We start from the raw sequence: 14,023 nt of genomic DNA, 5'->3' as shown, positions 1-14,023 counted from the left end.
TCATGCCGCAAGCACCCGGGCCGCGCCGGCCACCCGCGAAGATCCTGCCGCCCGACGCGCCCAACGTGCGCGCGCTGGCGTCGCTGGTGACGGGCGTCGTCGTCATCTGCGCGCTGTACTTCGGCCGCGCGGTGATGATTCCGATCATCCTTGCGATTCTGCTGAGCTTTCTGCTCGCGCCGTTCGTCGATTTCCTGCGGCGTCTGCGCTTCGGCCAGGTGCCGTCGGTGATCGTCGCGGTGGTCGTCGCGCTGTCGGTGCTGACCGCGGTCGGCGCGCTGATCGGCGCGCAGGTCGCGCAACTCGCCGGCGATCTGCCGAAATATCAGGTCGCGGTCGAGCGCAAGATCGACACCGTGCAGAAGATGACGGTCGGCCGCGCCGACGAGTTTCTCGGCCGCGCCTCGCGCGCGCTCAAACGCCTGTCGCCGGCGCGCGAGCAGGAGCCGAAGAACGAGGACAACCCGGCCGCGTCGCCGATCGATCAGCCGATGCCCGTCGAAGTGCACGAACCGACGCCGACGCCGCTCGAACTCGCGCAACGCTTCCTGTCGCCGGTCATCAGCCCGCTGGAAACGACGGGCATCGTGCTCGTGGTCGCGGTGTTCATTCTTTTGCAGCGCGAGGATCTGCGCGACCGGCTGATCCGGCTGTTCGGCTCGCGCGACCTGCATCGCGCGACCACCGCGATGGACGAAGCCGCGCGCCGCCTGTCGCGCTATTTCCTCGCACAGCTCGGCATCAACGTGGGCGTGGGCATCGTGATCGCGGTCGGTCTCGCGATCATCGGCGTGCCGGGCGCGCTGCTGTTCGGCGTGATGACCGCGCTCCTGCGCTTCGTGCCGTATGTCGGGACATGGATCGCGGCGATCGTCGCGGTAGTGTTCGCGGCGGCCGTCGGACCCGGCTGGGCGATGTTCGTGTGGACCATCGTGCTCTTCGGCGCGACCGACATCATCGCGGGACAGGTCGTCGAGCCGCTGCTGTATGGGCACAGCACGGGACTATCGCCGTTCGCGGTGATCGTCGCGGCGATCTTCTGGAGCTGGATCTGGGGGCCGATCGGCCTCGTGCTGTCGACGCCGCTCACGCTGTGCCTCGTGATCCTCGGCCGTCACGTCGATCGGCTCGAATTTCTCGATGTGCTGTTCGGCGACCGGCCCGCGCTCACACCCGCGGAAAACTTCTATCAGCGCCTGCTCGCGAACGATCCCGACGAGGCGCTCGTGCAGGCGGAGACGCTGTTGAAAGAGCGCTCGCTCATCGCCTATTACGACGAAGTCGCGCTCGAAGGCTTGCGCTACGCCCATAACGACGTGCTGCGCGGCGTCGTGACGGCGGATCAGTTGCGGCGCATCAACGAGTCCGCGCTCGATATCATCGAAGGGCTGGAGGACGCCGAAGACACGGTTGTCACGATCGCGCCGAAGGAGGAATTGCCCGCGAGCTTCGAGTCGCCGGACGAAGGGCGAGGCGTGGCGCACGAGCTGCCGCCCGCGCGCTTCGACGCTGAAAAGGAAGGGCACACGGCGTCGGTGCTGTGCATCGCGGGCCGCAGCGAACTGGACGATCTGGCCGCGACCATCGCCGTGCAGCTATTCCGCAAGCATGGCCTGCACGCGGATCTCGCGGGCTACGAGCGCTTCTCGCGCGGACGCTTCGGCGAGGTGGACCTCGCGGGCGTGTCGATCATCTGCGTCGTGTCGTTCGATGCGGCCGAGTCGCCGCCGTATCTGCGCAATCTGCTGCGGCGGCTGCATCAGCGGGCGCCGTCGGCGGAACTGATCGTCGGGCTGGTATTTCCGGAAAGCCCGCTGCAAGGCGAAGCGCTCGTGCGCACGAGTTCGGCGGCGGTGTCGTTCCGGGAACTGGTCGAAGCATGCGTGGCCGCCGCGCGCCGGCAGTCCACCGACGGCGTGCCGTGGGCGGGTCTGAACGACAAGGACGGCTCGGCGGCGCTGAGCGGCCCGGGCGAGGATGTCGCCGCCGAGCGGCCCTTCGCCTGAGCCGCGTTCAGCGGTTGCCGTCGAACAGATCGTTGAGCATGGTGTCGAAGGCGGCCTGGGCGTCTTCGAGTTCCTGCAGCGCGGCGTCGAAGGTTTGCAGCGCCATCTGCGACGGGCGGCCGTCGCCTTCGGGCGGAAAGTGCGTCTGCAGCGCGAGAAAGGCGGACTGAACCTGGCGCGTCGCGTTGACGATACGTTCCATCGCTCGCGCTTCTTCCGTGCGATTGTTCTCAGCGGTCATCGGAGACACTCCTCGTTGTGAATGCTCCGATAGTACCAAGCGCTGCGCCGATCCTTAAGCCTTCGCCACCGTGAAAAGCCGCACGGCCTCGTCAAGCACCTCGGCGCGTTCCGCGAGACGCTTGGCGGTGGCGGCGGCCTGCTCGACGAGCGCGGCATTCTGCTGGGTCGAGTCGTCCAGATGCGCGACGGCCTGGTTCACCTGCGCGATGCCGTCGGCCTGCTCGCCGCTCGCCTTCGCGACTTCCATGATGATTGCCGATACGCGGTGCACGGCTTCGTCGATCGCGCGCATCTGGCTGGTCGTGCGCGAGACGAGGCTCGTGCCTTCCGCGATCTGCGCGACGCTCGTCGCCACGACGCCTTCGATTTCCTTCGCCGATGCCGCGCAGCGCTGCGCGAGGTTGCGCACTTCGGTCGCGACCACGGCGAACGAGCGGCCCGCCTCGCCCGCGCGCGCCGCTTCGACGGCGGCATTCAACGCGAGGATGTTGGTCTGGAACGCGATGCCGTCGATGACGTCGGTGATATCCGCGATGCGCCGCGACGCCGCCGTGATGCCCGCCATCGTCTGCTCGACCTGGCTCGCGATGCGCCCGCCGTCGTCGGCCGCGGCCTGCGCTTCCTTCACGAGTTCGAGCGCGCGCACGGTGGCGTCGGCGTTGCCTTGCACGGTCGTGGTGAGCTGGTCCATCGTCGCGGCGGTCTGTTCGAGCGATGCCGCCTGCATCTCGGTGCGGCGCGACAGATCCGTGTTGCCGCTCGAAATTTCGTTGGCGGCGTCGAGCATGCCGCCGATCTGGCCGCGCACGTCGAAGACGATCGCCGCGAGATTCGCCTTCAGTTGGGCGAGCGCGCGCTGCACGTCGCCGAGATCGTCGCGACGGACGATGGCGGGCATATCGACGGTCAGATCGCCGGCCGCCATGCGCGCGGCGAAGCCGGACATCGAGCGCACGGGCGCATCGACCTGACGCGACAGCGCGAGCCACCCCGCGACGCTTACGGCCGCGCCCGCGCCGAGCGCGCACCAGAAGGGCAGCGGCGGCGCGCCGCGCCAGCCGGCGAGCGCCGCGATCAGCATGGCGGCGGGCACGGCGGCGAAGGCCATGCCAAGACGCGCGCTCACCGGCAGATGCGCGAGCGCGGCGAATTTGCCCGCGATGCCATCTTTCACCAGCGCGCCGCGCACGAGCTTGTGCGAGGCATCGCCCGCGTTCATCCGTGCGTAGAGCGCGGTGGCGTCGCGCACTTCATCGCGCGTCGGCTTCACGCGCACCGACAGATAACCGACCGCCTTGCCGTGTTCCATGACCGGCGTCACGTTCGCGCGCACCCAGTAGTGGTCGCCGTTCTTGCGGCGGTTCTTGACGAGCGCGGTCCACGAGCGGCCGGCGCGCACGGTCGCCCATAGATCGGCGAAGGCTTCGCGCGGCATGTCGGGATGGCGGATGACGTTGTGCGGCTGCCCGATGAGCTCGTCGCGCGAGAAGCCGGACACCGACACGAAGGCCGGGTTGCAGTACTGGATGTTGCCGGAGAGATCGGTGGCGGAGACGAGCATCTCCGAGGCGGGGTAATCGAACTCTTGCTGGGTGACGGGCTGGTTGTTGCGCATGATGTCCTTTTCTTCTTCGATTCGCGCGCCGCTTGGCGAGGCGGCGCGCGTCTGATTACAAGGACATAACGGCTAAAGGCCCCACGTTCTTTAAGGGAATCCGAGTGAAACGCTCAAGTGCGACGGTTTGTCGCCGATAAAGCGGGGCCCTTGTTACTGCGCGCTCCAGCCGCCGTCGATCTGCAGCGCCGAGCCGCGCATTTCGCTTGCGGCGTCGGAGCACAGGAACACGGCCATGTCGCCGATCTGCTGCGCCGTCACGAATTGCGCGGAGGGCTGCTTGTCGCCGAGCAGCTTCGTGCGCGCCGCGTCGGGCGAGAGCGAGTCGCGTGCTGCGAGATCGTCGATTTGCTTCTGCACGAGCGGCGTGAGCACGAAGCCCGGGCAGATTGCGTTGATGGTGACGCCGCTGCGCGCGTTTTCGAGCGCGGCGACTTTGGTGAGGCCGAGAATGCCGTGCTTCGCGGCGACGTAAGCCGACTTGCCCGCGGAGCCGACGAGCCCGTGCACCGACGCGATATTGATCACGCGGCCCCAGTTGCGCGCGCGCATTTGCGGCAGCGCGACGCGCATCGTGTGGAAGGCGGAGCTCAGATTGATCGCGATGATCGCGTCCCAGCGATCGACGGGGAATTCCTCGATGGTTGCGACATGCTGGATGCCGGCGTTGTTCACGAGGATATCGACGCCACCGAACTGCTCGTTCGCGAAGGCGATCATCGCTTCGATTTCTTGCGGCTTCGTCATGTCGGCGGGGTGATGCACGGCTTTCACGCCGGTTGCCTCGATTTGCTTCAGGGCGCCGTCGATGTCGCCGAAGCCGTTGAGGACGAGGTTCGCGCCGTTTTGCGCCAGCGCGGTGGCGATGGCGAGGCCGATGCCGCTCGTGGAGCCGGTGACTAGCGCCGTCTTGCCTGCGAGGGATTTGTTTGAGGTCATGGGTTGTTTCCTTTGGGTTTGGTTTTTTCTTACTGCGGGAGTTTGGATTGCTGTGGGGGTGCGGGGAATTGGGGTTTGTTTTGGCTTTTTGGTTTTTGTTTTTTTGTTTTGGTTTCGGGGAACTTGCTTTGTTGTTGGTCTATTAGCACTGCCCCTCCCCGGGGCGGGGGTAACTTTCTTTGCTGCTGCAAAGAAAGTCACCAAAGAAAGCAGCTTTGTCACCGCCCGCGGTCACACGCAGTTTGGCCACTTTTCTCCTTCGGGAACGGCCCTCGCCTAAAGAGTGCCCCCATAGGCCCAATCGGGCTTGGATCGCGCACGATCCGTCACATCGCGCCACTGATGTATTGGTACAGCCATATCAAGTTCCGGCCCGCTTCGCGGCCGACGGGTCAATCGGGTATGCGTGGGTTTCCCCGGCATACCCAGCGGCAGCGCGTAGCGCTGTGCCGAAGCTATTTCGTGCTGAACCAGCGCGCTTTGCGCACTGGCTTGTCGGACCGTGCGCGATCCAAGCCCGATTAGTCCTTTGGGGGCGACACTTAGGCGAGTGCCGCCTTGGAGGAGAAGAGTGGCCAAACTGCGTGTGACCGCGGGCGGTGAGAAGCTGCTTTCTTTGGTGACTTTCTTTGCAGCAGCAAAGAAAGTTACCCCCGCCCCGGGGAGGGGCAGTGCAAATAGACCGACACGAAATCAGGATTCCCCGACACAAAAAAATCAAACAACGCCAGTCAAGTAATACACCCCAATAACAAAAAACACCGCCAAAGTCTTAATCACAGTAACAGCAAAAATATCCCGATACGACTCCCGATGCGTAAGCCCGGTCACTGCCAGCAACGTAATGACCGCCCCGTTATGCGGCAGCGTATCCATCCCCCCCGAGGCCATCGCCACAACCCGATGCAGCACTTCCAGAGGAATATGCGCCGCCTGCGCCCCGGCAATAAACGTATCCGACATGGCAGCAAGCGCGATGCTCATCCCGCCGGAAGCCGACCCGGTAATCCCCGCAAGCGCCGAAACGGAAATCGCCGCATTCACGAGCGGATTCGGAATGCTCTTGAGCGCATCGGACACGACGATAAACCCCGGCAACGCCGCGATCACGCCGCCGAAGCCATACTCGGAAGCCGTATTCATCGCAGCGAGCAAGGCGCCCGCGACCGCCGCCCGCGTGCCCACCGCAAACCGCTCCTTCACGCGCGAGAACGCCGTCAGCAGCACGAGCACGATGCCGAGCAGCAACGCACCTTCAACGGCCCAGATCGCGACGACGGTCTTGATCGCCGTGGTGACAGGCGCATGCACGCCCGGGAGCACCTCCGGCGGAACCGAATAGCTCGCGCCGTACCACGTCGGAATCCACTTGGTCAGCGCGAAGTTCGCCACGCCCACCAGAATCAGCGGCGCGATCGCGAGAACGGGATTCGGCAGCGACGTCGATTCGACGCGCTCCGGCTCGTTCACGAGCGACGTGCCGTAGCCTTCGCCCTTCGCCATCGCGGAACGGCGGCGCCATTCGAGAAACGTCAGGCCCACGACGATGATGAACAGCGAGCCGATCACGCCGAGCCACGGCGCAGCCCAGCCGGTCGTCTTGAAGAACGTCGTCGGGATGATGTTCTGGATCTGCGGCGTGCCCGGCAACGAATCCATCGTGAACGAGAATGCGCCCAGCGCGATCGCGCCCGGCATCAGGCGCTTCGGAATATTGCTCTGGCGGTACATCTCCGCCGCGAACGGATACACCGCGAACACCACGACGAACAGCGACACGCCGCCATAGGTGAGCAGCGCGCACACCGCGACGATCACCGCATTGACGCGCGCCTTGCCGATATAGCGGATGGCCGCGGCCACGATCGACTCGGAGAAGCCGGACAGCTCGATGACCTTGCCGAACACCGCGCCGAGCAGAAACACCGGGAAATACAGCTTCACGAAGCCGACCATCTTCTCCATGAAGATGCCGGAAAACACCGGCGCAACGGCGGCCGGATCGGTGAGGAGCACGGCCGCGAGTGCTGCGATCGGCGCGAAGAGAATGACGCTGTAGCCGCGATAGGCGGCAAGCATCAGGAACGCCAGAGCGGCGAGCACGATGATGAACGACATTGAGTCTCCTGGTGGTTTGTTCTTTGAAACGGGTCCGCGCTTCTCGTGGAAGCGCCTGCGGCGCGAGGATACGCACCGCGCGGGCCAAATGCAGATTTCGTGCCAGCGCCGCGAGACAAGGCGTGGCGGGCATCCGGTGAGGATGACATCGCCACGTTTCAGCCACATGTCTCCAAATGGAGACGCCTGAAAAGCCGCGCGCGGGCACCGGCGCAGTCAAGAGATTAGTACAGATGCGGATTGCCGGCTCGTCTCGAAATTGAGATCCTTCGTCTCCATAAAGAGAAAGAGGAGCTTTCAGGCGCCATGCGCAACGACTGGATCAACGTCCCCGCGGACTACAGCGACGTGATGCGCCGCGCGATGGAGTCGCTTTTCAAGACCTTCGAGAATCTGAGCGAAGGCACTTTCATCGTCGATGCGGACGCGCGCGTCGTGTGGATCAACAAGCGCTACGCGGCGCGTTTCGGCTTTGCGGACCCGCTCGACGCGATCGGCCTCGACTGTGAAGCGGTCATTCCGAACAGCCTCATGCGCGAAGTCGTCGCGACCGGCAAGCCGATTTTGCTCGACGTGCTGGAAACCGACCGCGAACCGCTCGTCGTCACGCGGCTGCCGCTGAAGGATGAAGCGGGCGCGACCATCGGCGGAATCGGCTTTGCGCTTTTCGACGAGATGAAGGCGCTCACGCCGCTCTTCGCGCATTACTCGCGCGTGCAGCAGGAACTGATCGCGACGCGTCAGTCGCTGGCTCAGGCGCGGCGCGCGAAGTACACGTTTTCGAGCTTCGTCGGCACGAGTCCGGCGAGTCTCGAAGTGAAGCGCCAGGCGCGGCGCGCGGCGCTCGTCGATTCGCCCGTCCTGCTGCTCGGCGAAACCGGCACCGGCAAGGAACTGCTCGCGCACGCGATCCACGGCGCATCGACGCGCGCGGGCAAGCCGCTCGTCACCGTGAACGTGGCCGCGATTCCGGACACGCTGCTCGAAGTCGAATTCTTCGGCGCGGCGGCGGGCGCGTACACCGGCGCGGAGCGCAAGGGCCGCGTGGGCAAGTTCGAACTCGCGGACGGCGGCACGCTCTTTCTCGACGAAATCGGCGACATGCCGCTGCCGCTTCAGGGCAAGCTGCTGCGCGTTTTGCAGGACAAGGAGTTCGAACCGCTCGGCTCGAATCGCATCGTGCGCGCGGATGTGCGGATCATCGCGGCGACATCGGCGGAGTTGCCTGCGCTCGTCGCGGCGGGGCGTTTTCGCGCGGACCTGTTTTATCGGCTGAACGTGCTGACGATTCACGCGCCGCCGTTGCGCGAGCGGCCCGGCGATATCGAGGCGCTCGCCTACGCGACGCTCGAAGATCTGTCGGCGGATACGCGCCCTGGGCAGGTCGGCCATTTCGTGCTGCACCAGGACGCATTGCGCCTGCTCGAAGCGTATTCGTGGCCGGGCAACGTGCGCGAACTGCGCAATACGCTGGAACGCGCGCTGATGCTGTCGGAGACCGAGCACATCGACGCGCGCATGCTGAGCGCGTTCATCGATGCGGGGCGTCTCGCGCTCGCGCCGCCGGCGGACGCGCCGCTGGACGATGAGCCTCCGATGCCGTCTTACGCCGACGCGATGGCCGACTTCGAACGGCGCTTTCTCTCCGATGCGTTGCGCGCAAGCGGCGGGCGTGTCGCGGATGCGGCGGAGAAAATCGGCATCGGGCGGGCAACCTTGTACAAGAAGATCGCCGCGCTGGGCATCGCGGTCTGAAGCGCTTTCGCGAACAGGCAAATCGACGCGAAAGCTTCGCGTGGCATACTCCCGAAATCGAAAATAACGACCAAGAATCAAAGGGGTATGAGATGAAACGCGGGATGAAAACCGGCCGTGCCATCGGCCTTTCAGTCATGCTTGCGGGCAGCGCGTGGGCGCTCGCCGGATGCAGCAGCGCGCCGCCGCTCTTTTCCGCCGATGGACGCCCGACGCAGCAGATCCAATGCCCCGCGTATGGCGGCTGGCGCAATTGCACCGATAACGCCAAAGTGCTCTGTCCGAGCGGTTACGACGTGCTCGGCCAGACCACCGAGAACAATCAGAACTCGTTGCTCGTCGCGTGCAAGGGAAGCTAGGCGCGCGTGCCGCTCAAGCCTGCTGCGTCTCGCGCAGCATCGTGACGTCGTAACCCAGCGCCCGCGCGCGCTCGATCAGCGTGCGGCGCAACTCCGCCGAGGGTTTCGCCTCGCGCGTCAAGATCCACAGATAGCGGCCGGTCGGCTCGCCGACGATGGACCACGTGTAGTCGTCGGCGTGATCGAGAATCCAGTAGTCGCCGACGTAGAACGGGCCGAAGAACGACACCTTCAGCTTCGTTCCATTCGATCCCGGCACGACCTTCGCGCGGCCTTCCGCCGAGCGGTACGGACCGGTGAGCCCGCCTTGCCTGCATGCATTCACGATGGACACGAGTCCGTCGTCACGCCGCGCGTAGTTCGCCGTGACGGCTTCGCAGTTGCGCTCGAAGCGGTTCTCATAGCGCGCGAACTCGTGCCACTGGCCGAGATAGCGATCGAGATCGACCGCCTTCGACGGTTCCGGCACATGGTCGTTGCCGCTCTTGCGCGCCCCGTTCGATGAGCACGCGAGCAGCGTCGCGATGCCGCCGATCAACGCAAGCGCGGCGGCGCCGTATGCCCAGGATCTTCGGATGTTCATGTTTCCCGCGTCGTTGAAGTGATTCAGGGAAGACGGAGCAGCAAGCTTCGTTCCGTCCGGGGCGGCTCCCGCATTGCCTCACCTTTCCCCTTCAGCGATGGCGTCCGCCCGCGTGCCGCCGCAACCGCGTGAGCCCGTAAGTGCTTGTCTTCGCGGGGATTTGCCTCGCGCCGAGGACGTGGCGGAATGCAAACTTCGCGCCCGCGGTGCCGCTCCCGAATTGCCTCACCTCAAAGCCGAATCGGCCTTCGTCGCCTCGAATGAGATGGATGCGGAGCGAGACGGTGCGCGCCGCGCGATGTGCTGCAAGCCTGATCGGCGTGCAAATCTAATACGTTATGGAACAACGGCTTGCATCATCCAGCTAACAATGTGACTGAGATGATGGCTTTGCTTCGCGATCCCGATGATTCGTCAAAGAGTGAGCCTCGCGCCAAGCAGGCGGCTCACCGTCGCGATACTCCCGAAATGCCTCACCTTTTCGATGAGGAGTATCCTCACGCTCTCTCCATTCCGCACTCAAAGCAGCTGCCTCATGCCTTCGCCGGTTCCGTCGCTTCAAGCATTCGCATCACTGCCTTCGCTGCTCACGCCACTCTTCACGATCATCCTGCCGGTCTTCGGCCTCATCTTCGCGGGCTACGCATGCCGCAAGCTGAACAAGCTCGGCCCGAGCGCGGCATCCGAACTCAATCGCTTCGTCGTCTATCTCGCGCTGCCCGCGCTGCTCTTCGACATCATGGCGAAAACGCCGTGGAGCATGCTCGATCAGCCTGCGTTCATCGCCGCTTTCGGCATCGGCTCGGCGGTGATCTTTCTGCTCACGCTCGCCGTGCGCCTCATGCAGTCGCGTCATCTCGCGGATGCGAGCATCGACGGTTTGAACGCCGCTTACCCGAACACCGGCTTTGTCGGCATACCGCTTTGTCTGCTCGCGTTCGGCAAGGAGAGTCTCGCGCCCGCCGTGATCGCGACGATCCTCACCGTGTGCGTGTTGTTCGCGGTGGCGATCGTGCTGATCGAGCTCGGGCTTCAGACGGAGAAGCACATCGGCGCGACGCTCTTGCAAGTCGGAAAGTCGCTCGCAAAGAATCCGTTGCTGGTCGCGCCGGTCGCGGGCGCGTTGCTGAGCGGCTCGGGCGCGCGCGTGCCGGAAGGCGCTGAAGCATTGCTCAAGCTGCTGGGCGGCGCGGCGAGCCCCTGTGCGCTCGTCGCGCTCGGGCTCTTTCTCGGCGCGAAAGGCGAGGCGCACAACGTCAAGACGACGAGCGCGCTCGTCGCGCTCAAACTGCTCGCTCAGCCCTTGCTGACGTGGTGGCTGGCATTGCATCTGTTCGGCTTGCCGCCGCTTTGGGCGAAGTCGGCGGTCATACTCAGCGCGCTGCCGACCGGCACCGGACCGTTCATGCTGGCGGAGTTTTATCGGCGGGACGGTGGCGTGACGTCGAGCACGATTCTCTTCTCGACCGTGATTTCGCTCGTCACGGTCACGTTCTGTCTGACCGTCCTGCTGTAGCAGACAAAAAAACGCCCGATGCGAGCGCATCGGGCGAAACCACCTTCTGTTCGACGGTGGAGGAGGGCCAGTTCAGATTGCCGCTCTGATTTTCAAACCGGTTACGAATTAACGCGAACTGCCGCCGTCGCGCATGTCGGCACGGAGTTGCGCATGCCGCTCCTGGTACGGACGCAGTTGCGGGTAGCTCAGCGAATTGATGGCGTCGAGATCACCGGCGCTCCGCGCGCTGGCGAGTTCCGCCTTGACTTCGGCGCGCGTTTTTCCTGCGGACGTCGATTGAGCGAACGCGGGCGCTGCGGCCAGAATCGCGGACATGACGAGACCGCTGATCAGCATCTTTTTCATCGTAACCTCCAGGATGGCTTTGCGTCGGATGACGCTTGAGAGGAAGTCTACGAGTAAAGCTATTGGACAAAAATACCGATTGAACCAATACATTGTTGTCAGGAGTGGTGGAATGCTGGCGCGCAATTCGCCTCTATCCACGCGCGAAATTCGTCTACCTGAGCAGGCGCGCCGCCCATTCGGGTGCACCGTGTTTCGTCTGCGTATCAAAAAATGAAAGCCGGAACACTTACCCCAAACTTATCCACAGAAACTGTGGATAACCGTGGGGATAGCTCGCCGCGAACCGCGTGGCGTCGCGGCGCGAGGTAGATTGCACGATTCATCGCAAAAATAGGCGGAATGCATCGGCGGGTATCGAAGACGGTTTCCTTGCGTTGCGCCTATCATGTGCTCGCACGTCGTCATGAGGGCGGCGTTTTCCGGTCGGGAGCATCGTCCGGTCATTCATCTTTTCAACCATTCACGAGGGAAATGTCATGGCCTTGAAGATCGCGGTGGTCGTTGGAAGCCTGCGGCGGGATTCGTTCAACAAGCAACTCGCGCACGCGCTTGCATCGCTCGCGCCGAGTGATTTTTCCTTCGACTTCGTCGATATCGGCGGCCTGCCGCTGTATAGCCAGGACTACGACAGCGACTTTCCCGAAGTCGCGCGCGCATTCAAGCAACAGATCGCCGATGCCGACGGCCTTCTGATCGTCACGCCCGAATACAACCGCTCGATGCCCGGTGTGCTGAAGAACGCGCTCGACTGGGCCTCGCGTCCGTGGGGGCAGAGCGTGTGGGGCGGCAAGCCGGGCGCGATCATCGGCACGTCGGTCGGGGCGATCGGCACGGCCATCGCGCAATCGCATCTGCGCGGCGTGTGCGCGTATCTCGATATCGTGTTGATGAATCAGCCGGAGATGTACATCAAGCACGACGAAAGCCGTATCGACGCGAACGGCAACATCGTGAGCGAGGACACGCGCAAGTACCTGCAGACGTTCATGGACAAGTACGCCGCATGGGTGCGCGACCGCACAGTGTAAGCGCTCACCTTTGACAAGCAAACGGCCCGCAAGCGCGGGCCGTTCTTCCATCAGCGCGAAAATTCCCGCGCGTCAAACGTGATGATGCCCCGTCACGCGATCCCAGCCGTGGCGAATCGCGGCCTTGAAGCGCTCCCACGTATCGCCTTCGGGATGCTTGCTTTCCCAGTCGCGTTTCGTCTCGTACTCCATCTGATCGTCCCACGCGCGGCTGCGGTAGCGATCGTCGTTGCCGAGCGTCGCGCCATAGCGATACGCGCCCTGATAGTCCTCGTACGGCTCGCCCGTCGCCGAATATTTGGATTCATAGTCGGCGCGGAAGTCCTCCTCGTACTCCATGAACTCGTTGGGCGTGGTTTGCGGATACATCGTGGGCGACGGACCGACCGGCCCCGATGCCTGCGTGCCCGCCGATGTCACGACCGGATCCGGCGACGATCCCACTGCGCGCGCCGCGCCCGGCTGATACGGCGCCGCCGGTTCGTCGAGCGGGCTGAGCGGTTCGACCGAGCGCCATTCCGACGCCGTGTCGGTGCGCACGCCCGGCAGCGGGTCGCGCGCCTTCAGCGGATCGTCCATCGCGGCGCGCTCGGGCGGAACGGCGCCCGTCGTGCGCAGCGGATCGCGGCCCGCGAGCGCATCGCGCTCCGATAGCGATTCGCCCGTGAGTTCGGTGCGCGCCGCGAGCGGATCGGCGGGCGTGCCGGCGAGCGGATCGGCAAGCGGATCGATGCCGGTCGTCGCGTACGGATCGCGGCCTGTCAGCGGATCGCGTCCTGCAAGCGGGTCTTTGCTCATCATCGATTGCGTCGATTGGGACTGCGACTGCATCGACTGCGATTGCGACTGCATGCCCTGGCGCGGCATCAGCGGATCGTCGGCCGGGTCGCTGACGTAATCGCGCGGCGCGAGTGCGGCCGGATCGCCGACATCGGCGCGCGGATATGCCCGCGCACGCATCGCCGGCGTGGCGTCCGGGTCGTTGATCGGCTCGCGGCCGGGCACGGCGCTGCCGCGTCCGAGCCCGAGTTCGTCGAGCACCGAATGATCGCGGTCGTCAGCCGCCGCCGTGGAAGCGGGCGTGCCGTGTTCCAGCGTCGTCCAGCTTGCCGCGCGCTCGTCGATATCGATCGCGCCCTGGTCGCTCAGCGTCGCGCGGGCGACGTCCGCCTGCTCGACGCTCGGCGTATCGACCGCAACGAGCACCGCGCCGCGCCGCACGGCCTCGGAATAATGCGCGACTTCGGGCGGCTGATCGCGTCCGCCGAAGAGCATGCTGAAAAAGCGCTCGATGTTCGCCAGAAAACCCGGCTCGGCGTGCGTTTGCGCGTCGGGCATGTCGGAGGGCGCGGCGGCGTCGTCGCGTTTCGGATTGGCCTGCAACTCGATATCCGCGCGCGGGAAGCCGGCCGCGATCAGGGCCGAGCGCGCGTCCTCGGCTTGCGCGAATGTGTCGAAAACTCCGATGACGGTGTGTCGCATAGTCTCCTCCGGCGATGGGCGGAATTCC

General features: G+C 64.7%; 12 protein-coding genes. 5 read left to right on the top strand and 7 right to left on the bottom strand.

What is annotated here, in order from left to right; translation table 11 throughout:
* The first annotated feature begins 2 nt into the window (after positions 1–2).
* On the top strand, positions 3–2,006 hold the full coding sequence (locus tag AWB70_RS26155; protein WP_053569729.1) for an AI-2E family transporter: 2,004 nt from the start codon (positions 3–5) through the stop codon (positions 2,004–2,006).
* A 7-nt stretch (positions 2,007–2,013) separates the two neighbouring features.
* Here the strand turns inward: AWB70_RS26155 and AWB70_RS26150 are convergent, their stop codons facing one another.
* The 4 genes from AWB70_RS26150 to AWB70_RS26130 form a co-directional block, all read right to left on the bottom strand.
* Complete coding sequence (locus tag AWB70_RS26150) at positions 2,014–2,247, bottom strand: hypothetical protein (RefSeq protein WP_014251597.1); 234 nt, start codon at positions 2,245–2,247, stop codon at positions 2,014–2,016.
* Between the two features lie 54 nt (positions 2,248–2,301).
* Positions 2,302–3,864 carry a methyl-accepting chemotaxis protein gene (locus AWB70_RS26145; protein ID WP_053569730.1) on the bottom strand — a complete coding sequence of 521 codons (1,563 nt, stop codon included), beginning with the start codon at positions 3,862–3,864 and terminating at the stop codon, positions 2,302–2,304.
* A 153-nt stretch (positions 3,865–4,017) separates the two neighbouring features.
* Positions 4,018–4,803: a 3-hydroxybutyrate dehydrogenase gene (locus AWB70_RS26140; RefSeq protein WP_053569731.1), complete on the bottom strand. Its 786-nt coding sequence runs from the start codon at positions 4,801–4,803 to the stop codon at positions 4,018–4,020.
* 717 nt (positions 4,804–5,520) lie between these two features.
* On the bottom strand, positions 5,521–6,921 hold the full coding sequence (locus tag AWB70_RS26130; protein ID WP_014251600.1) for a GntP family permease: 1,401 nt from the start codon (positions 6,919–6,921) through the stop codon (positions 5,521–5,523).
* Between the two features lie 306 nt (positions 6,922–7,227).
* Here AWB70_RS26130 and AWB70_RS26125 point away from each other — a divergent pair, with 306 nt between their 5' ends.
* Positions 7,228–8,676, top strand: coding sequence for a sigma-54 interaction domain-containing protein (locus tag AWB70_RS26125; protein WP_053569732.1), 1,449 nt, complete (start codon positions 7,228–7,230; stop codon positions 8,674–8,676).
* A gap of 104 nt (positions 8,677–8,780) precedes the next feature.
* Positions 8,781–9,035, top strand: a complete 255-nt coding sequence (locus tag AWB70_RS26120; RefSeq protein ID WP_050878526.1) for a hypothetical protein — start codon at positions 8,781–8,783, stop codon at positions 9,033–9,035.
* 13 nt (positions 9,036–9,048) lie between these two features.
* Here the strand turns inward: AWB70_RS26120 and AWB70_RS26115 are convergent, their stop codons facing one another.
* A complete protein-coding gene (locus AWB70_RS26115) occupies positions 9,049–9,618 on the bottom strand; it encodes a lipocalin family protein (protein WP_053569733.1) in 570 nt (189 codons plus the stop codon).
* A gap of 535 nt (positions 9,619–10,153) precedes the next feature.
* On the opposite strand from AWB70_RS26115, the gene AWB70_RS26110 reads away from it, so the two are divergent.
* Positions 10,154–11,134, top strand: coding sequence for an AEC family transporter (locus AWB70_RS26110; protein ID WP_235024354.1), 981 nt, complete (start codon positions 10,154–10,156; stop codon positions 11,132–11,134).
* Between the two features lie 108 nt (positions 11,135–11,242).
* Here the strand turns inward: AWB70_RS26110 and AWB70_RS26105 are convergent, their stop codons facing one another.
* Positions 11,243–11,482 (bottom strand): DUF4148 domain-containing protein, encoded by a 240-nt coding sequence (locus AWB70_RS26105; RefSeq protein WP_041731995.1) that lies wholly within the window; start codon positions 11,480–11,482, stop codon positions 11,243–11,245.
* Positions 11,483–11,961: 479 nt separating this feature from the next.
* Between AWB70_RS26105 and AWB70_RS26100 the strand changes: the two genes are divergently transcribed.
* Positions 11,962–12,513: an NADPH-dependent FMN reductase gene (locus tag AWB70_RS26100; RefSeq protein ID WP_053569734.1), complete on the top strand. Its 552-nt coding sequence runs from the start codon at positions 11,962–11,964 to the stop codon at positions 12,511–12,513.
* 72 nt (positions 12,514–12,585) lie between these two features.
* Here the strand turns inward: AWB70_RS26100 and AWB70_RS26095 are convergent, their stop codons facing one another.
* Entirely contained in the window at positions 12,586–13,995 is a 1,410-nt protein-coding gene (locus tag AWB70_RS26095) for a hypothetical protein (protein WP_053569735.1), read from the bottom strand.
* Positions 13,996–14,023: the final 28 nt, after the last annotated feature.

The sequence above is a fragment of the Caballeronia cordobensis genome, assembly GCF_001544575.2.
GTDB lineage: Bacteria > Pseudomonadota > Gammaproteobacteria > Burkholderiales > Burkholderiaceae > Caballeronia > Caballeronia cordobensis.
This window is presented reverse-complemented; position numbering and strand designations above follow the sequence as displayed.

Coding starts and splice junctions, on each gene's coding strand:
- AWB70_RS26095 (WP_053569735.1), bottom strand. CDS start 13,995: ATGCGACACACCGTCATCGGAGTTTTCGACACATTCGCGCAAGCCGAG.
- AWB70_RS26100 (WP_053569734.1), top strand. CDS start 11,962: ATGGCCTTGAAGATCGCGGTGGTCGTTGGAAGCCTGCGGCGGGATTCG.
- AWB70_RS26150 (WP_014251597.1), bottom strand. CDS start 2,247: ATGACCGCTGAGAACAATCGCACGGAAGAAGCGCGAGCGATGGAACGT.
- AWB70_RS26125 (WP_053569732.1), top strand. CDS start 7,228: ATGCGCAACGACTGGATCAACGTCCCCGCGGACTACAGCGACGTGATG.
- AWB70_RS26105 (WP_041731995.1), bottom strand. CDS start 11,482: ATGAAAAAGATGCTGATCAGCGGTCTCGTCATGTCCGCGATTCTGGCC.
- AWB70_RS26110 (WP_235024354.1), top strand. CDS start 10,154: ATGCCTTCGCCGGTTCCGTCGCTTCAAGCATTCGCATCACTGCCTTCG.
- AWB70_RS26115 (WP_053569733.1), bottom strand. CDS start 9,618: ATGAACATCCGAAGATCCTGGGCATACGGCGCCGCCGCGCTTGCGTTG.
- AWB70_RS26140 (WP_053569731.1), bottom strand. CDS start 4,803: ATGACCTCAAACAAATCCCTCGCAGGCAAGACGGCGCTAGTCACCGGC.
- AWB70_RS26155 (WP_053569729.1), top strand. CDS start 3: ATGCCGCAAGCACCCGGGCCGCGCCGGCCACCCGCGAAGATCCTGCCG.
- AWB70_RS26145 (WP_053569730.1), bottom strand. CDS start 3,864: ATGCGCAACAACCAGCCCGTCACCCAGCAAGAGTTCGATTACCCCGCC.
- AWB70_RS26130 (WP_014251600.1), bottom strand. CDS start 6,921: ATGTCGTTCATCATCGTGCTCGCCGCTCTGGCGTTCCTGATGCTTGCC.
- AWB70_RS26120 (WP_050878526.1), top strand. CDS start 8,781: ATGAAAACCGGCCGTGCCATCGGCCTTTCAGTCATGCTTGCGGGCAGC.